Source organism: Nakamurella flava (assembly GCF_005298075.1).
In the GTDB taxonomy this organism is placed as follows: domain Bacteria; phylum Actinomycetota; class Actinomycetes; order Mycobacteriales; family Nakamurellaceae; genus Nakamurella; species Nakamurella flava.
The window spans coordinates 2,111,883-2,128,919 of record NZ_SZZH01000001.1 but is presented as its reverse complement, the minus strand read 5'-3'; the positions used below and the strand labels follow the sequence as shown (position 1 = coordinate 2,128,919).

Below are 17,037 nucleotides of genomic sequence, written 5' to 3'. Positions count from 1 at the left end.
TGTTCCGTCGCGGGAACGGCGTGTTCCGCCCGGTCGCGGGCCCGGCGGAGGGGCTCAGCCCAGCTGTTCGCTGAGCTCGAACCACCGTTCCTCGAGTTCGGCGCTCTGCCGCTCCAGCTCGCCGATGTCCTTCATCTTCGCGGCCAGGCCGGTGTAGTCGGCGTGGTCGTGGTCGGCCAATGCGGTGCGGGCCTTCGTGATCTGGGTGTCGAGCCGGGTGATGCGGCGTTCGATCCCCTCCAGCTCCTTCTGCGCGGCCCGCAGCTCGGCTCCGGACAGCGCCGGTCCGCCGGCGTCGGCGGCCCCGTTCGCGGCCGGGGCGTCCGGGGCGCCGGTGGCGCCCGTGAAGGTGCCCTCGCCCCGTCGGCGGCGTTGCAGGTACTCGTCGACACCGCCGGGCAGGTGCCGCAGGTGACGGTCGAGGATCGCGAACTGCTGGTCGGTGACCCGCTCGAGGAAGTACCGGTCGTGGGAGACGACGATGAGCGTCCCCGGCCACGAGTCGAGCAGGTCCTCCAGGGCGGCCAGCATGTCGGTGTCGAGGTCGTTGGTGGGCTCGTCGAGGATCAGCACATTCGGCTGTTGCAGCAGGATGAGCAGCAGCTGCAGGCGACGCTGCTGACCACCGGACAGGTCCTTGACCGGGGTCGACAGCTGGGCGCTGGCGAAACCGAGCCGTTCGAGCAGCTGCCCCGGGGTGAGTTCCATCGCCTTGGACCCGGTGCCGAACGAGTACGTGGTCCGCAACCGCTCCAGCACCACCCGCACCGGGGATTCCAGGTGCTCGTCGAGCTCGTCCATCCGCTGGGTCAGGGTGGCGACCTTGACGGTCTTGCCCCGCTTGACCCGTCCCGCGGTCGGTTCGACGGTCCCGGCGATCAGGCCGAGCAGCGTCGACTTGCCGGCCCCGTTGACGCCGAGCACACCGGTCCGCTCACCGGGCGCGATCCGCCACTCGATGTCGTCCAGCACGTGGTGGTCGCCGTAGCTGACCCCGACGTCGAGCAGGTCGACGACGTCCTTACCCAACCGCGACACCGCCAGCGAACGCAGCGCGATGGGGTCGCGCAGCTCCGGGACGTCGGCGATCAGGGCGTTGGCCGCGTCGATCCGGAACTTCGGCTTGGACGTCCGGGCCGGCGCGCCGCGCCGCAGCCAGGCCAGCTCCTTGCGGGCCAGGTTCTGCCGGCGGGCCTCGATCGACGCGGCCTGCCGGTCGCGTTCGACCCGCTGCAGGATGTAGGCCGCGTAGCCACCCTCGAACGGTTCGACGATCCGGTCGTGGACCTCCCACGTGGTGGTGCACACCGCGTCGAGCAGCCAGCGGTCGTGGGTGACGAGCAGCAGGCCACCGGCCGACGCCGACCAGCGGCGGCGCAGGTGTTCGGCCAGCCAGGCGATGGCCTCGGTGTCGAGGTGGTTGGTCGGCTCGTCCAGGGCCAGCACGTCCCAGTCACCGGCCAGCAGCCGGGCCAGTGCGACCCGCCGCCGCTGACCACCGGACAGCCGGTCCACCGGGGCATCGAAGTCGAGGTCGCCGAGCAGACCGCCGATGACGTCCCGGACCCGGGCGTCCCCGGCCCACTCGTGTTCCTCGGCGTCGCCGACCACGATCTGCCGGATCGTCTGGGTGTCGTCCAGGGTGTCGCCCTGGTCGAGTACGCCGACCCGGACCCCGCCGCGGACGGTCACCCGACCGCGGTCCGGGCGCTGCCGGCCGGCCAGCATCGCCAGCAGACTGGACTTGCCGTCGCCGTTGCGGCCGACGATGCCGATGCGGTCGCCCTCGTTCACCCCGAGAGAGACGGAGTCGAACACGACCTTGGTCGGATATTCCAACGACAGGGCTTCGGCCCCGAGAAGATGCGCCATAACGTCTCCCAGGCTAAAGGGCGACGCCCCTGCTCTCCGACCGTCGGGCCCGGTCGGGCGGGATCAGCCGCGCAGGAAGGGCACCACCAGATCGGCGAGCCGCTCCGGGTCGCGGTGGGGGCCGCCGACCCCGGGTGGCAGGTCGGCCCGGCGGGCGCCCGGGATGCGCGCCGCCAGCGCGTCGGCCCCGGTGGCGCCGTCGGCGTGGGACGGACCGGAGGCGACCACGAGCACAGGGGCGGTGACGGCGGACAGGGCGGTCCACCAGGCCGGGTCCGGGTCGGCCAACGCGCCCAGCGTCGCCCGCGCCCGACCGAGCCCGGCGAGGTTGGCCAGCGGGCGACCCCGCCGCACCGTGGTGACCGCGCCGTCGAGCATCATGCCCAGGGACAGCCGCGGCCGGGGCGCGTCGGCGCTGGGGGGCGGCAGCAGCGGGTCGATGACGACGGCCCGGTGCACCAGGTCCGGTCGGCGGGTCGCGAGTGTCAGCACGACGTAGGCGCCGAACCCGACACCCACGATGTCGCAACCGGTCTCGCCGGATCGGGCGGAGCGGTCACCACCGAGCAGCTGCTCGGTGACGGCCGCCAGGTGCTCGGCGTGGGCGTCCCCGCCCGGTGCGTCGAGCGGGTCGCAGTGCGCCGACCCCGGGAGGTCGACGGACACCAGTTGCCGGCCGGCGGCGCACAACGGTTCGGTCAGCCCCAACCAGGCCGCGGCGGACGACCCGAGGTCGGGGACGGCCAGGACCGGTGCGCCGGTGCCGTTCGAATAGATGCGCACCAGACGGCCGCGGCCGTCCCGGCCACCGATCTCGCCCACGCGGATGTCGTGGATCGCGCTGTAGTGGCCGGTGAGGCCGCTGAGCGCGCGGAGCGGGTCACCGAAGCGGTCGGTTTCCACGTGTCCGGCTCCCGGGGGTCGGGCCGTCGGGGGATCGCTGACGCGCGTCGACATGTCCACCGCACGGCATCGTTGCCTGGTTGTCGCATCCTAGGCCCGCCGGGCCGTCGACGGGTCGGGTCGTTGTGCTTGGTGGTCGCAGGCCAGGCCCGCCGGGCCGTCGACGGTCGGGGCGCCGTGCTTGGTGGTCGCATCCCAGGCCCGCCGGGTCGTCGACGGTCGGGGCGCCGTGCTTGGTGGTCGCATCCCAGGCCCGCCGGGTCGTCGACGGTCGGGGCGCCACCCCGGGGCGCCTCCGGCGGGCGGAGCATTTACGGTGGTCAGCGATGAGCATCTTCACCGCAGCGCTGCGTCGGGCCGCCGCCGGCGACAAGGGCATGGTCACCGGCGAGCCAGACCGTCCGCTGCGGCGGACGTGGGGCGAGATCCACCAGTTGGCCCGGTCGGCCACCGGTCGGCTGGCGGCCGCCGGGGTCCGCTCCGGAGACGCGGTGGCCATCCTCGCGGCCCAGCCGGTCGATGTCGCACCGATCGCCCAGGGGGCGTGGCTGGTGGGGGCGTCGGTGACGATGCTGCACCAGCCCACGGCCCGCACCGACATGCGGCACTACCTGCCGGAGACCGCGGCCGTGCTGCGGGTCATCCGGGCGCGCGCCGTCGTCCTGGGCGCGCCGTTCGACGGCCCGGCCTTCGCCGACGCGGTCGGTCAGCTCCGGGCGTCCGGGGTGCTGGTGTTCACCGTGGCCGACCTGACCGCGCCCGGTGAGGTGACGGTGCCGGACGTCGAGGTGGGCGAGGACGCCACGGCGCTGCTGCAGCTGACCTCGGGTTCGACCGCCACGCCCAAGGCCGTCCGCATCAGCCACGGCAACGTGTGGGCGAACCTGGAGGCGATGTGCGCGGCGGCCGACATCGGTCCGTCCGACGTGATGGTGTCCTGGCTGCCGCTCTTCCACGACATGGGCATGGTCGGCTTCCTGACCCTGCCGATGAGCCGGGGGATCGAGGTCGTCAGCGTCACCCCGTCGGATTTCCTGTCCTCGCCGGCTCTGTGGCCCGAGCTCATCAGCCGGTACGGCGGGTCCGTCACCGCCGCCCCCAACTTCGCCTACGCGCTGACCGCGCGGGTGCTGGCCCGGGCCGCCCGCACCCGTGCGGACGGGGCCGATGCCCCCGCACTCGACCTGTCGACGCTCCGGTTCGCCCTGAACGGGGCCGAGCCGGTGGACGTGGACGCGGTGAAGGCGTTCCTGGCCGCCGGGGCCGCGTTCGGGCTGCCGTCCACGGCGATGGTGCCGGCCTACGGCATGGCCGAGGCCACCCTCGGGGTGTCGTTCCACCCGTGGGGTACGCCGCTGCAGGTGGACACCGTCGACGGACGGTCGGTCGAGCACGAACGCCGGGCTGTCTCGGTGGCGCCGGACGCCCCGGAACCCGCGCAACCGCGCCGGTACCCGGTGCTCGGTCCGCCGTTGCCGGGGATCGAGGTGCGGGTCTGCGGACCGGAAGGGCCCTCCGGCCCGGACCGGGCCGAGCGCGAGGTCGGCACGCTCTTCCTGCGCGGCGCGGCGGTCACCGACACGTACTTCACGGTCGACGGACCCGTGCCCACCCGGGCAGCCGACGGATGGCTGGACACCGGCGACCTGGGTTACCTGGTCGACGGCCGCATCGTCATCTGCGGCCGGGCCAAGGACGTGATCATCATGGGCGGCCGGAACATCTACCCGACCGACATCGAACGGGTCGCCGAGGCGGTGGACGGCGTCCGCGCGGGCAACGCCGTCGCCGTCCGCTGGACCACCCCCGGTGGGCGGGAATCCTTCGCCGTCGGGGTCGAGTCCCGTGCGGCCGGTGGGAGCGGCAGCCCCGAGGAGGTGGAGGGCATCGTCGCCGCGGTGCGCTCGGCGGTGACCACGGCGGTCGGCGCGCGTCCCGCGCTGGTGCGGGTGCTGCCGCCGGGAACGCTGCCGAAGACGCCGTCCGGGAAGATCAAGCGGGCCGCGGCATCGGCCCTGCTCGCCGCCGACGACCCGCAGGGCTGAGCCCGCACGGATCTGGGGCTTTGCGGATCAGGGGGCGTGCAGTCGGTTCTGCGCGACGAGCAGCCCCTGCGCGATGAGGAGTTCGACGGCGTCCGCGGCCAGTTCCAGTTCGACCGGCAGGTCCTTGCGTTCGGCGGCGGAGAAGTCGCGGAGCACGTAGTCGGCGGGGTCCTGGCGGCCCGGGGGCCGTCCGATGCCGACCCGGACGCGCAGGTAGTCCTTGGTCGACAGGGCCGCGGAGATCGCGCGGAGCCCGTTGTGGCCGCCCTCGCCGCCACCCTGCTTGACCCGTAGCGCGCCGAACGGGACGTCCAGCTCGTCGTGGACGACGATCACCGATGTCGGTTCGACCGAGAAGAACCGCGCGAGCCCGGCCACCGGTTTGCCCGAGACGTTCATGTAGCTGCGGGGTTTGGCGACGATCACCTTCGCGTCGCCGAACCGCCCGGTGGCGATGTCGGCGCCCGCCTTGTGGCTGGTGAAACGGCTACCGAGCCGGGCGGCGAGGATGTCGGCGACCATCGCGCCCACGTTGTGCCGGTGGCCGGCGTACTCCTTGCCCGGGTTGCCGAGGCCGACGACGAGGCAGGGGGAGGGGACGGCGGCCGGGACCGCCGCACTCGCGGCGCGATCGACCACGGGAACATCCTCTCGGGTGGCGGGGACGAGAACGGGGGCGGGCCGCGTCGCCGCGGCACCGCCCCCGTGGGTGCGCTGGGTGGATCAGCTCTCGGAGGAGCTGTCCTCGGCGTCGGCCTCGGCCTCGAGGACCTCGCCCAGGGTCTCGCCGGAGCCCTCGGCCTCGATCTCCTCGGCGGTCGGGGCGGTGTTGACGGCGACGACGAGAGCCTCGGCGTCGGTCACCAGGGTGGCCCCGGCGGGCAGCTCGACCTGGCCGGCCAGGACCTGGGTGCCGGCCTCGGCCCCTTCGATCGAGACCTCGACGGACTCGGGGATGGACAGCGCCTCGGCCTCGATCGACAGGGTCGACAGGTCGTTGAGCACCAGGGTGCCCGGGGCGGCATCGCCGACGACGGTGACCGGGACGTCGACGGTCACGCGCTCGCCGCGACGGATGATCAGCAGGTCGACGTGCTCGTAGTAGTCGCGCAGCGGGTGGCGCACGACGGCCTTGGGCAGCGCGAGCTGGTCACCGTCGGACAGCTCCAGGGTCAGCACGGTGTTGCCACCGCCCTTGATCGCGGCGGTGAACTCGCGGGCCGGCAGGGACAGGTGCCGCGGCTCGGAGCCGTGGCCGTAGAGGACGGCGGGGATCTTGCCGGCCCGGCGGGTACGGCGGGCGCCGCCCTTCCCGAAGTCGGTGCGGTTCTCCGCGATCAGACGGACCTCGGCCATGACGACAACACTCCCAATACTGGTGACGACAACTGTTTCGGCTGCGGTGACGTGCTCCGGGCGGGGTGTTCACGCACGGCGGAGGATTCCACCGCGTCGATCACGGTCGTCCTTCCGGCGCTCTCCACCCGGGGGCGGAAGCGGCTGGACGGGACTGACCCTCGCCGAGGCAACCCTGACATGTTACGTGCCGCGCCCGCGGCGGCCAAACCGGGCCCCCACACCACCGGGCCCGACCGGGCCCGGACAGTGGGATGCCCCGCCCCCCGACCGCGCGCGGCGATCGGGGACGGGGCAGGTCGGTGCGGGTGACGCCGGCCTAGAGGGCCATGCCGCCGTTCACGTCGAGGATGTGGCCGGTGACGAAGCTCGCGTCCGTCGAACAGAGGTAGGCGACCGCCCCGGCGATGTCCTCCGGCTGGCCGGCGCGACCCAGCGGGTTGCTGGTCATGGTGGCCTCGTAGGCCTCCTTGGTCATCGCCGCGGTCATCGGGGTCTCGATGAACCCGGGGCGGATGCCGTTGACGGTCACGTTGAAGCGGGCCAGTTCGAGCGCGCCCGCGCGGACCAGGCCGACGACGCCGGCCTTGGCGGCGATGTAGTTCATCTGGCCGAGGTTGCCGGCCTTGGCCACGATCGACGAGATGAGGACGACGCGGCCCGGTCCTTCGGTCCGCAGCCACGGCGCCGCGGCGCGCAGACCTTCGAACACTCCGGTGAGGTTGACGGCGATGACCTGGTCCCAGTCGTCGTCGGTCAGCTTGTGGAACATCCGGTCCCGGGTGATGCCCGCGTTGCCGATGTAGGTGTCGATGCCGTCCATCGCCTCGGCGGCCTGCGCGAACGCCTCCTTGACCTGCCCGCGGTCGCTGACGTCACAGCCGAAACCGAAGACGGGCGAACCGGTCTGGCTCGAGATGCGGTCGGCGGTGGCCCGCGCGCCGTCGGCGTTGCGGTCCAGGACGGCGACCGACAGGCCCTCGCTGGCCAGCCGCAGGGCGATGGCCTCGCCGAGCCCCTGTGCGCCTCCGGTGACGACGGCCTTCGAAACGCTGTACCGATCGGACATGGCGGACCCTTTCACTGCTGGTGATGGTGTGGATGGTGGGTGACGGAATCAGGTGGTGCGGGTGGTACGGCGGGTCGACGAGAGTGGTCGACCCGCGACACCGGGGCGGAACACCGCCCCGGTGCGGTCTTCTCGGAGGAGGCGCCGGTGCGTCAGGTGCCGAGGACGTAGGTGCCCGGGGCGTCGCCCAGGGCGGGGTAGTCGTCCGAACCGCTGGGGGGCGGGGTGGTCAACAGGCCGGCGCGCTCGCCGATCCACTCGGCCCAGTCCTCCCACCAGGTGACCGGGTGCATGGTCGCCTCGGCCTTCCACTGGTCGGGGTCGGCCGGCAGCTCGTCGGTCGTGCCCACCCAGTGCCGGGACTTGGGGTTCGGCGGGTTGACGATGCCGGCGATGTGGCCGGAGTTGGACAGCACGAACCGGACGTCGCCCTTGGGCAGACGGGCGCCCCGGTACGAGCTGCGCCAGGGCGCGATGTGGTCCTGCTCGGCGGCCAGGAAGTACATGTCCTGGTCGAGCTCGGAGATGTCGAGGTGCGTCCCGGCCAGTTCCATCCGGCCGGTGGCCAGCTGGTTGTCCAGGTAGCAGCTGCGCAGATAGAAGGAATGCATGTCGGCCGGCATGCGGGTCGAGTCCGCGTTCCAGGTGAGCAGGTCGAACGCCGGCGGGTCCTGGCCGAGCAGCCAGTTGTTGACGACGTAGTTCCAGATCAGGTCGTTGCCGCGGAGCAGGTCGAAGGTCTTGCGCATCGATCCGCCGGGCAGGAAACCCGTCTTGGCCATGGACTTCTCGAGCTTGGCCACCGAACGCTCGTCGGTGAAGACGCCCAGCGCTCCGGGTTCGGAGAAATCGACCAGGGTGTTCAGGAACGTGGCGCTGTTGACCCGGTCGTCACCGATGGCATGCAGGTAGCCCAGGGTCGACATGGCCAGGGTGCCGCCCAGACACAGGGCCAGCAGGTTGACCTTCGGCGAGCCGGTGATGTCGCCGATGACGTCGAGCGCCTTCATCGGGCCGGACAGCAGGTAGTCGTCCATCGACACGTCGGCCATGGTCTGGTCGGGGTTGCGGTAGCTGATGAGGAACACGGTGTGCCCGTGGTCCACCGCCCACTGCACGAGGCTGCGACCCGGCGAGAGGTCCATGACGTAGTACTTGTTGATCCACGGCGGGCTGACCAGCAACGGGATCTCGTGCACGGTCTCGGTGGTCGGGGAGTACTGCAGCAGCTCCATCAGGTCGTTGCGGAACACGACCTTTCCGGGGGTCACGGCGAGCTCGCGCCCGACCTCGTAGACGCCCTTGGCGAACTGCTCGGGCTGTCCCTCGTTGACCAGCATGTCGTGGACGAACGTCCGGGCGCCCTTGGCCACCGACTGCCCGCCGGTCTCGACGGCGCGTTTGATGACGGTCGGGTTGGTGGCGGGGAAGTTGGTGGGACTCACCGCGTCGACGATGGTCTTCAGAGCGAAAGTCGCCTTCTGGTGGTCACTGTCGCTCAGCTCCGCGTCGTCGACGAACTCGGCGACGGCCTGCTCGAGCAGCAGGTGCTGCTGGTGCAGGAACCAGTAGGCAGGTGAGTCGGTCCAGGCCTTGTCGGCGAACCGCTTGTCCCGTGGCGGCTCCACCGGGCCGGGGACGTCGGCGCCCAGGGCGCGGGCCCCGGCGGCCATCCAGGCCTGCCACGCCTGGCCGGTCCAGCGCAGGGACGCCTGCATCATGCGGTCCGGGTGGGTGGCCCAGTAGCTGGACAACCGGGCGAGGGACGGCAGCATCGACGCCTGGTCGTACTGGCCGATCACGCCGCGGTCCAGGCGGTCGGCCAGCCGACCGATGCTCTCGGCGAACTGTTCCCGTGTCCGGTCGTCGACCAGTTCCCACAGGCGGGGGACGGTCGCGACGACGGTCGACGGGGATTCCTCTGTAGCGGCGGACATCGCACGCTCCTCGTAGCCTGCCGGTCAACACTGACCGGCTCACCGGGGCTCCGGCCGGGATCGGTCGGAGTCTGCTGCTTGTCGTGGGGGTGGGCCGGGCGGGGCCCATCGGAGGGGACCGAGCTGCTTGTCGTGGGGGTGGGCCCGGGCGGGGCCCATCGGAGGGGACCGACGGTGGCGCGGGGTCCGGCCCCGCGGTCGTCGTTCAGGATCGCTGGCCGCGACCCCGGTTGCGGCGGCGTTCGCCGGTGAGCTGGCGGAACGCCAGGTAGGACTCGGTGAGTGCCTTGCGCTGGGCCGGGGTCAGGTCCGGGTCCTCCTCGATGGCCGTCATCACCGCGGGCTGCTCGTCCTCGGCGAGCGGGCGGGGCGGCGGCCGCAGGGCCTCGGCCGAGAGCTCGAGCGAGTCGGCGATCGCGTTGAGCACCTGGTCGGAGGGATCCCGCAGACCACGTTCGATCTGGGACAGGTACGGGTTCGAGATGCCGGACATCGCGGCCAGTTGCCGCATGGGCAGCTGCGCCAGTTCCCGCTGCCGCCGGATCATCTCCCCCAGGCTGGGGGCGTCGGGCCAACCCGCGCTCATCGGTACCTGTCCTCTCCGGGCGGGGTGCCGCCCGTGTGTGCGAGCCGCCGGATCCGGTCCCACCAGAGGGTGTTCCCGGCAACCGTGACGGCGATTGCAGTATGCGTTCGGATGGACCGACCTCGGCGGGGTTCGCCTGCGTCGGGCCGGGCGGTGAATGTGCACCGCCGTTAGCTGTGTTAGCGCGATGGCGAGCGTACGCCCGGCCACAGCCGGGTGTGACCCACCTCACTCGTCAGGGGAAATGTCGTGTCGCGGGCGCGCTAGGGTTCGCGCGTTAGCCAGCGGGTCGGGGGTCTGGCCCACCCTCGCGAGCCGGGTCGGCCGGCCGTCCCGGGGTGGTCGGCGAGCGCTTCGCCGGCCGCCCACCGGACCCGGAAAAGCACTCGGCGCAGCCGACCCGGAGGTCGACTGCGCCGAGTGCACAGCAGGTGGGACTTACTTCAGCAGCTCACGGGCGGCGCGCGAGTAGTTCGCACCGGCCTGGGCGGCGACATCGGTGTAGCGGGCGACGGCGTCCTTGACCCAGTCCACGTCGGAGATGTGGGCGAGCTGCTTGTGCAGACCCAGGGTCACGTCCAGGCCGGCGTCGAAGGCGTCCAGCATGGCCAGCGAGGACTTCTTGGCCTGCGCGAACGTGACGTCGACGTACTCCTGGACCTGGCCGGTGGCCTTCTCCATGGTCGGGGCGAAGGCCTCGGACGCGGTGCGGGCGAAGTCGGTGGCGGCGTCGGTGGCGGCCTTGAAGGCGGCGTCGGTGGCGGCAGCGCCGTTCTGAGCGGCCTTGGTGGCGGTGTTGGTGGCCATGTGGCTCTCCCATCATCGAGGTGGCTGGTCGGTGACGGGGCTCCGGCGCAGGGCGCCCGGAACGGTCCGTCTCGGAGCCAGCGTTCGGCCCCGTTGTTAGCAAGTTAGCAGATTAGCCAGCTAACCGGCAAGCGTTCCGACCTCGCAGTGAGGGGCGCCACGTCGGCCTCCGGGCGTGACGCACGTCACAATCCTGGTGGCCGGGATGGCGGTGTCACATGTCCATCCCGCCGTTGACCCCCCAGATCTGGCCGGTGATGTAGGAGGAGGCGTCGGACGCGAGGAAGTGGACGACCCGGGCGATCTCCTCGGGCCGGCCGAGGCGGCGCAGCGGGATCTGACCCTTGATGCGCTCCAGCACCTTCTCGGGCACGGTCTGCACCATCTCCGTGCTGATGTAGCCGGGGGTGACGGTGTTGACGGTCAGTCCGACCGAGTCGTCCGCGAGCTTGCCGGAGCGCTCCAGGAGGAAGGCGGCCTCCCGGGCCATGGTCTTGGTCAGGCCGAAGAGCCCCGACTTGGAGGCCGCGTAGTTGGCCTGCCCGATGTTGCCCATCTCGCCGATGATCGACGACACGTTGATGATCCGGCCGGTCCCGCGTTCGGCCATGTGGGCCAGCGCCGCCTGGGAGAGGAAGAACGCCCCGGAGAGGTTGACCGCGAGCACCTTGTACCAGTCGTCGTCGGTCAGCTTCAGCACCGTCTTGTCGATGGTGATGCCGGCGTTGTTGACGAGGATGTCGAGGCGGCCGTGCTGCTCGAGCACCTCGGCGATGACCCGGCGGCAGTCCTCCGGGGAAGCGACGTTGCCCTGGTGGACCGTCACGCGGGTGTCCGCGCCGAAGATGCCGGGGAACTCCGCGGCGAACTGCTCGGCCTTGCCGACGTTGCCGCTGTAGCCGGCGGCGACGGCGGCGCCCTGGGCGGCCAGGCTGTGGGCGATCGCGGCACCGATCCCGCGGGTGCCGCCGGTGACCAGCGCGACCCGACCGGCGAGCTTGTCGCCGATCCGGCCGGTCGGCGAGCCGTCGGGGATCGCGGCGCTGTCGGCGCCCGGAATCGGAGTGGAAGGGGCGTCGATGGACATGTGCGTCTCCAGGCTCGGTGGGGCGACCGTGGGTGCCGCCCGCCGCCGGTGACGGGCCGGGCAGCTGCCGTCGACGGCCGCGGCCACCGATGCCGGCCAACGGGTCGCAAGAACCCGGTCGCACGGCCCCGGACGAACGGCACGCCGACCCTACCGGCCGGGCTCCCGCCCGGCCTGTCGGATGTGACCCACGACCTATGTGCGCAGGTCGTGGCCTATGAACCGGCTCTCAACCGGCTGTCTCCGCTGAGCGGAACGGGGCCGTCGCTGCTATACCCGAAGCGGTCGGTTTCCCGCCGCGCGGGGACGGCCGGACAGTCAGCGTGGCCATCGAAGAAGATCCGCTCCCACCCCCCGGAGATCGCATGCAGCCCTTCGTCGTCAACCAGCACGGACGGTTGGTGTTCCCGTCCAACTTCCTGCCCGACCTCGACTTCTCGGTCATCGATTCGGAGGAGCAGCTGGACAGCGTCATCCGGCGCGACTTCGAGACGAAGGCCCCGAAGGGCAGCGACATCCTCCAGCGGGCGCGCGATGGCAAGTACGCCAGCCGCGGCGACCTGATGCGCGACATCGCCCTGAACCTGTTCTGGGTCAACCGCTTCGCCATGACCATGTACGACAAGCAGCCGATGCGGTGGAAGGACGTTCCCCGCAACCGCAGCGACATCTTCCTGCCGATCGTCGCCCCCTGGGACGACAAGGACGCCAAGGTGACGGCCGTGGCCGAGGCCTACGCCTCGCTTCCACCGACCTGGGACGCCGAGTCGGAGGACAAGGTCTGGAAGCTGCTGTTCAACGCCTACAGCCACCGGACGTTCGACGCGACCACGCTGCCGTCGGTGAAGCCGACCATCGCCGAGGCGCTGGCCGAGCCGGCGCAGCTGACGTTCACGCTGGCCGACTACGACCCGGACTACACCTTCTTCGGCTACGAGGAGATCCTCGACGTCGACAACGCGGTGCCCGAGCTTGAGGCCCTGCAGCGCTGGTCGATGGTGCTGCACAACGAGTACCCGTGGAAGGGCGACAGCGTCCGGCTGACTCCGGTCGGCGAGCTGTCCGACGACGACATCGTCGTGCTGTACCTGCCCCGCAACCGGGACGTCGTGCGCTTCGTCAGCAAGATGAAGGCCGCCGGAGCCGACGGGGTGCAGGACGCCCGGGTGCGGACGGCCGAGCTGTCCAAGGGCATCGATGCGGTCGACCCCATCTCGCCGTATCCGCCGGTCAACGTCCACGAGGCGTTCGCGATCAAGCCCAAGATCGAGGCGCTGGCCGTCGTCAAGGGCGAGTACGTCTGCACCAACGACGATCTCATCCGCAACTCGGCCTACAGCTGGTCGCCGATGAGCGCCGACGAGATCAGCACCAAGACCGGGATCGAGCAGCGCCGCTACACCGCGCGCGAGCTGGAGGAGATCTCGTTGGACGCGGCCAAGGCGGCCCTGGCGCACGCCGGCCGCCGGCCGGAGGAGATCGGGGCGGTGCTGTTCTGCTCGTGCACCAGCGCCCGGATGATGCCGTCGACGGCGACCTGGATCACCGGTCAGCTGGGGCTGCAGCAGACCCATTGCTCGGTCGATCTCATCGCCGCCTGCGCCGGTCTGCCCTACGGGCTGGCCGAGGCGGTCCGACTCCTGCAGGAGGTCAACCGGCCGGTGCTGCTGGTCTGCGGGGAGAAGTTCTCCGACAAGATCGGCACCGTCCGTCCGTCCCGGATGATCTTCGGTGACGGCGCCGCGGCCCTGGTCATCGCGCCGGCCCCCGAGGGCGAGTCGGGCGACTTCGACCTGCTGCAAACCTACGCCGGCGGACCCGTGACCCAGGTCAACTCGATCATCTGGCCCAACCCGTCGTTCGACAACAACATCACGGTCTACGGGCCCGAGGTGAAGTCGTTGGCCGGCCGCTACCTGGCGCAGATGATCGAGGAGCTCTCGAACCTGCCGGACACCACCGGTCGCGCCGAGACCGCCTGGGACACCGTCGAACTCGTCGTCCCGCACCAGGCCAACAAGACGATGGTGATCGACCTGGCCAAGCGGGCCGGGCTGTCGGCCGACAAGCTGTACTTCAACATCGAGACCATGGGCAACACGTCGTCGGCGAGCATCCCGATCGCCATCGCCGACGCGGTGGCCGACAAGGTCATCGACCGGCCGATGTGGATCTTCGCCCCCGGCTTCGGGGCGGGCTCGGTGGCCGGGTACTCGGTCATGCGCATCGACCCGGCGATCGTCGCGCCCTCCCCGGATGAGGCGGTGGCGACGGACTCCGATGCTCCGGAGTCGACCGACGAGGCGGTGACCAAGACCTCGGCCCGGAACTCCACCGACGACATGGCGCTGGCCTTCGGCGTCTGATCCAGGGTTCGAACGACGAACGGCCCCGGCCCGGACCCGTACAGGGTCCGGGCCGGGGCCGTCGGCGCGTCCCGGACGGCGCTCAGTCGACGACGGTGGGGGAGCGTCGCTCCAGGGCGGCCGAGACCAGCAGGATGCCGAAGCCGGCCAGCGACAACCCGGCGCCCACCCAGCTGGTCGCGGTGTAGCCGAAGCCGGCCGCGATCACCAGGCCGCCGAGCCAGGCCCCCAGGGCGTTCGCGGTGTTGAGGGCCGAGTGGTTGAGCGCCGCGCCCAGCGCCCGGGCCTTGCCGGCCACCGCCATCAGCCGCATCTGCAGGCTGATGACGAGCAGCGACCCGGCGATGGGGATGAGGAACGCGGTGATGAGCCCGGGGATGAACCACTGGGCGGTGACGGTGAAGGCGACCAGGCCGAGCCCCATGGCGGCCGAGCCGATCAGCATCGTCCGCATGACCGACCAGTCGGCCAGCCGCCCGGCCAGCGGGGTGCCCAGCAGCGAGCCCAGGCCGAAGGCGAGCAGATAGACCGGGACCATGCCCTCGGAGAGTCCGGCGACATCGGTGACGGTGGGGGCGATGTAGGTGTACAGCGCGAACATGCCACCGAACCCGATGGCGCCGGCGGCCAGGGCCAGCAGCACCTGTGGGCGCTTGAGGGCGGCCAGCTCGCCGGTCCGGCTGACCGTCTTGTCACCCGGCAGGAACGGTACGAGCGAGGCGACCAGGACCAGCGTCATCAGGGCCAGTGCAGCGACCAGCCAGTACGCCGACCGCCAGCCGATCCCCTGGCCGAGCCAGGTGGCGGCGGGCACGCCGACCACCGTGGCCACCGACAGGCCGGTCATCACCAGGCTGACCGCCTGGCCGCGCCGGGCCGGGGACACCAGGTCGGCGGCAACGATCGAGGCGATGCCGAAGTAGGCGCCGTGCGGCAGGCCGGCGACGAAGCGAGCCGCCAGCAGTTGCGGGTAGCTCTGGGCCAGTGCGGTGGCCAGGTTGCCGAACAGGAAGACGCCCATCAGGAGCAGCAGGAGGGTGCGGCGCGGCATCCGGGCGCCGAGGACGGAGAGCACCGGTGCCCCGACCACCACGCCCAGTGCGTAGAGCGAGATGACGTGGCCGGCGGTCGGGATGGAGACGTCGACTCCGGCGGCCAGTTGTGGAAGCAGGCCCATGGAGACGAATTCGGTCGTACCGATCGCGAACGACCCGACCGCCAGCGCCCCCAGAGCGAGCACCAGACGAAGGCGACCGAGGGTGGGGGTGCTGCCGGAGTGGGCGAGATCGACCCGGGCCTCGGCGGCGGGAGCGGTGGGGACGGAGTCGTGGACGGTCACATGGGAAGGACGCGAGAACCGGGTCGTGGATTCCTGCGGGGCGAAACGTTTCGATATGAACACCGTCACACCTGTTAGCAGATTAGCTGGGCTGTTAGCTAACCTGCTAACAGCAGCCGGGAAGACCCGGTGACCACCACCGAGAAGGAGAATCCCATGGCGACCGCCACCAAGACCACCCCCGTCACCGTTCCGACCACCCCGGCCACCGACGCGGCCGTCGCCCAGGCCACCGACACCCTGGTCGCCGCCTGGACCCAGGGCGCCGAGTTCGCCGGCGAGTTCTTCACCAAGACCGCCCACGCGCTGACCCCGGTCGTCCAGGACTCCTCGGCCAAGGCCAAGGAGCTCACCGACGGCTTCGCCGCCGAGGCGAAGAAGGTCGTCGGCCTGTCGGTCGACGGCTACCAGCAGGCCGTCCAGCAGCAGCTGGACTGGGCCGTCGAGCTGGCCGAGTCGGCCAACGTCGCCTGGGTCACCGAGCTGACCAAGAAGAACGCCGCGGTCGTCACCGAGGTCGTCGAGGTCACCACCGGCGCCGCTCACGATCTGCTGAAGTGACCTCCCGCCGGGCTCGTCGGCCCGGCATCAGCGCCACCTGACGAAGGGGCGGGCCATCAGGCCCGCCCCTTCGTCGTCTCCCGGTCCGCCTGCTCGGTCGCCGCGCACCGGGCCCATCTTTCGGGCACCGGCCGCCGGAATCGAGGAACGCGGGCGACGAGCGGACCTAGCGTGGCCCCATGCGCATCCTCGTGACCGGGGTCAACGGATTCATCGGCCGCACGTTCGCCGCCTTCGCCGGCGAGCGGGGCCACCACGTCGTCGGCGCGGACATCGGTCCTGCCGCGGCCTCAGGATGGGACCATCACGAGCTCGACGTCCGCGACGCGGACGCGCTTCGAGCCCTTCTTCAGGCCGAGTCCATCACCGACATCGTGCACGGCGGGGGGATCTCCGGGCCGCACGTGGCCAACGAGAACCCGCCGCTGGTCGTCGACGTCAACCTGGTGGGCACCGTCGGTCTGTTCGAGGCCGCCCGCCGGGTCGGCCTTCCGGGCCGGGTGGTGCTGTTGTCGTCGAGCTCCACCTACGGGCGGGCCTGGGAGGAGCGGTCGCTCACGCGGGAATGTATGGAGACCGACGCGCTCCTGGCCAGTGAGCCCTACGGGTCGTCCAAGGTGGCCAGCGAGGCGCTGATGCGGGCCTACATCGACCAGTTCGACCTGGACGCCGTCGCCCTGCGGGTCTCGATCGTCTACGGCCCCCGCCGGACCACGTACTGCGGCATCACCGAGATGATCACGGCCGCCCGCACCAGCGGGGTCATCACCCTGCACCAGCGAGCCGACCAGCCGCTGCCGTGGGTGCACATCAGCGACGTGTGCGCGGTGCTCGAGGCGGCGCTGACCGCTCCGCGCGCCGACCTGGGAGCCGACGGGGTGTTCGCCTACAACGTCACCGGCCCCGGCCACCCCACGTTCGTGCAGATCGCCGAGGCCATCGTCGCCGAGCTGCCGGGAACGACCGTCGAATCCGGCGACGAACCCGACGCCTACGACATGAACGCCCGTTCCATGTCGGTCGCGGCCGCCGAACGGGACCTCCGATGGACGCCGCAGGTGACCATCGAGCGGGGCGTCGCCGATCTCGTCCGCGCGTCGGAGTAGTCG

Annotated in this window: 14 protein-coding genes; 4 read left to right on the top strand and 10 right to left on the bottom strand. The window is 71.3% G+C overall.

The window, feature by feature from the left end:
• Positions 1–54: 54 nt before the first annotated feature.
• Entirely contained in the window at positions 55–1,872 is a 1,818-nt protein-coding gene (locus FDO65_RS09485; protein WP_137449063.1) for an ABC-F family ATP-binding cassette domain-containing protein, read from the bottom strand.
• A 63-nt stretch (positions 1,873–1,935) separates the two neighbouring features.
• Positions 1,936–2,775, bottom strand: a complete 840-nt coding sequence (locus FDO65_RS09480) for an alpha/beta fold hydrolase (protein WP_137449062.1) — start codon at positions 2,773–2,775, stop codon at positions 1,936–1,938.
• Positions 2,776–3,101: 326 nt separating this feature from the next.
• Between FDO65_RS09480 and FDO65_RS09475 the strand changes: the two genes are divergently transcribed.
• Positions 3,102–4,820: a fatty acyl-AMP ligase gene (locus FDO65_RS09475; protein ID WP_137449061.1), complete on the top strand. Its 1,719-nt coding sequence runs from the start codon at positions 3,102–3,104 to the stop codon at positions 4,818–4,820.
• A 27-nt stretch (positions 4,821–4,847) separates the two neighbouring features.
• Here FDO65_RS09475 and pth read toward each other — a convergent pair whose 3' ends face one another.
• The 7 genes from pth to FDO65_RS09440 form a co-directional block, all read right to left on the bottom strand.
• The gene (gene pth / locus FDO65_RS09470; protein ID WP_137449060.1) at positions 4,848–5,459 is read right to left on the bottom strand and encodes an aminoacyl-tRNA hydrolase; all 612 of its coding nucleotides are present in this window, start codon (positions 5,457–5,459) and stop codon (positions 4,848–4,850) included.
• Between the two features lie 84 nt (positions 5,460–5,543).
• Complete coding sequence (locus FDO65_RS09465; protein WP_137449059.1) at positions 5,544–6,176, bottom strand: 50S ribosomal protein L25/general stress protein Ctc; 633 nt, start codon at positions 6,174–6,176, stop codon at positions 5,544–5,546.
• A gap of 319 nt (positions 6,177–6,495) precedes the next feature.
• The gene (gene fabG / locus FDO65_RS09460) at positions 6,496–7,245 is read right to left on the bottom strand and encodes a 3-oxoacyl-ACP reductase FabG (RefSeq protein WP_137449058.1); all 750 of its coding nucleotides are present in this window, start codon (positions 7,243–7,245) and stop codon (positions 6,496–6,498) included.
• 152 nt (positions 7,246–7,397) lie between these two features.
• Positions 7,398–9,182, bottom strand: a complete 1,785-nt coding sequence (locus FDO65_RS09455) for a PHA/PHB synthase family protein (RefSeq protein ID WP_137449057.1) — start codon at positions 9,180–9,182, stop codon at positions 7,398–7,400.
• Between the two features lie 205 nt (positions 9,183–9,387).
• Positions 9,388–9,768, bottom strand: a complete 381-nt coding sequence (locus FDO65_RS09450; RefSeq protein WP_137449056.1) for a helix-turn-helix domain-containing protein — start codon at positions 9,766–9,768, stop codon at positions 9,388–9,390.
• 438 nt (positions 9,769–10,206) lie between these two features.
• Positions 10,207–10,575 carry a hypothetical protein gene (locus tag FDO65_RS09445; RefSeq protein WP_137449055.1) on the bottom strand — a complete coding sequence of 123 codons (369 nt, stop codon included), beginning with the start codon at positions 10,573–10,575 and terminating at the stop codon, positions 10,207–10,209.
• Between the two features lie 214 nt (positions 10,576–10,789).
• Positions 10,790–11,662 (bottom strand): 3-oxoacyl-ACP reductase family protein, encoded by an 873-nt coding sequence (locus FDO65_RS09440; RefSeq protein WP_137449054.1) that lies wholly within the window; start codon positions 11,660–11,662, stop codon positions 10,790–10,792.
• 365 nt (positions 11,663–12,027) lie between these two features.
• On the opposite strand from FDO65_RS09440, the gene FDO65_RS09435 reads away from it, so the two are divergent.
• Positions 12,028–14,028 (top strand): 3-oxoacyl-ACP synthase III family protein, encoded by a 2,001-nt coding sequence (locus FDO65_RS09435; RefSeq protein WP_137449053.1) that lies wholly within the window; start codon positions 12,028–12,030, stop codon positions 14,026–14,028.
• 82 nt (positions 14,029–14,110) lie between these two features.
• On the opposite strand, the gene FDO65_RS09430 is transcribed toward FDO65_RS09435, so the two are convergent.
• The gene (locus tag FDO65_RS09430; protein WP_240757514.1) at positions 14,111–15,367 is read right to left on the bottom strand and encodes an MFS transporter; all 1,257 of its coding nucleotides are present in this window, start codon (positions 15,365–15,367) and stop codon (positions 14,111–14,113) included.
• Positions 15,368–15,523: 156 nt separating this feature from the next.
• On the opposite strand from FDO65_RS09430, the gene FDO65_RS09425 reads away from it, so the two are divergent.
• Both FDO65_RS09425 and FDO65_RS09420 read left to right on the top strand, forming a co-directional pair.
• Positions 15,524–15,928, top strand: coding sequence for a hypothetical protein (locus FDO65_RS09425; protein ID WP_137449052.1), 405 nt, complete (start codon positions 15,524–15,526; stop codon positions 15,926–15,928).
• 179 nt (positions 15,929–16,107) lie between these two features.
• A complete protein-coding gene (locus FDO65_RS09420; protein ID WP_137449051.1) occupies positions 16,108–17,034 on the top strand; it encodes an NAD-dependent epimerase/dehydratase family protein in 927 nt (308 codons plus the stop codon).
• Positions 17,035–17,037: the final 3 nt, after the last annotated feature.

Coding starts and splice junctions, on each gene's coding strand:
- fabG (WP_137449058.1), bottom strand. CDS start 7,245: ATGTCCGATCGGTACAGCGTTTCGAAGGCCGTCGTCACCGGAGGCGCA.
- FDO65_RS09485 (WP_137449063.1), bottom strand. CDS start 1,872: ATGGCGCATCTTCTCGGGGCCGAAGCCCTGTCGTTGGAATATCCGACC.
- FDO65_RS09440 (WP_137449054.1), bottom strand. CDS start 11,662: ATGTCCATCGACGCCCCTTCCACTCCGATTCCGGGCGCCGACAGCGCC.
- FDO65_RS09435 (WP_137449053.1), top strand. CDS start 12,028: ATGCAGCCCTTCGTCGTCAACCAGCACGGACGGTTGGTGTTCCCGTCC.
- FDO65_RS09455 (WP_137449057.1), bottom strand. CDS start 9,182: ATGTCCGCCGCTACAGAGGAATCCCCGTCGACCGTCGTCGCGACCGTC.
- FDO65_RS09425 (WP_137449052.1), top strand. CDS start 15,524: ATGGCGACCGCCACCAAGACCACCCCCGTCACCGTTCCGACCACCCCG.
- FDO65_RS09475 (WP_137449061.1), top strand. CDS start 3,102: ATGAGCATCTTCACCGCAGCGCTGCGTCGGGCCGCCGCCGGCGACAAG.
- FDO65_RS09445 (WP_137449055.1), bottom strand. CDS start 10,575: ATGGCCACCAACACCGCCACCAAGGCCGCTCAGAACGGCGCTGCCGCC.
- FDO65_RS09450 (WP_137449056.1), bottom strand. CDS start 9,768: ATGAGCGCGGGTTGGCCCGACGCCCCCAGCCTGGGGGAGATGATCCGG.
- FDO65_RS09465 (WP_137449059.1), bottom strand. CDS start 6,176: ATGGCCGAGGTCCGTCTGATCGCGGAGAACCGCACCGACTTCGGGAAG.
- FDO65_RS09420 (WP_137449051.1), top strand. CDS start 16,108: ATGCGCATCCTCGTGACCGGGGTCAACGGATTCATCGGCCGCACGTTC.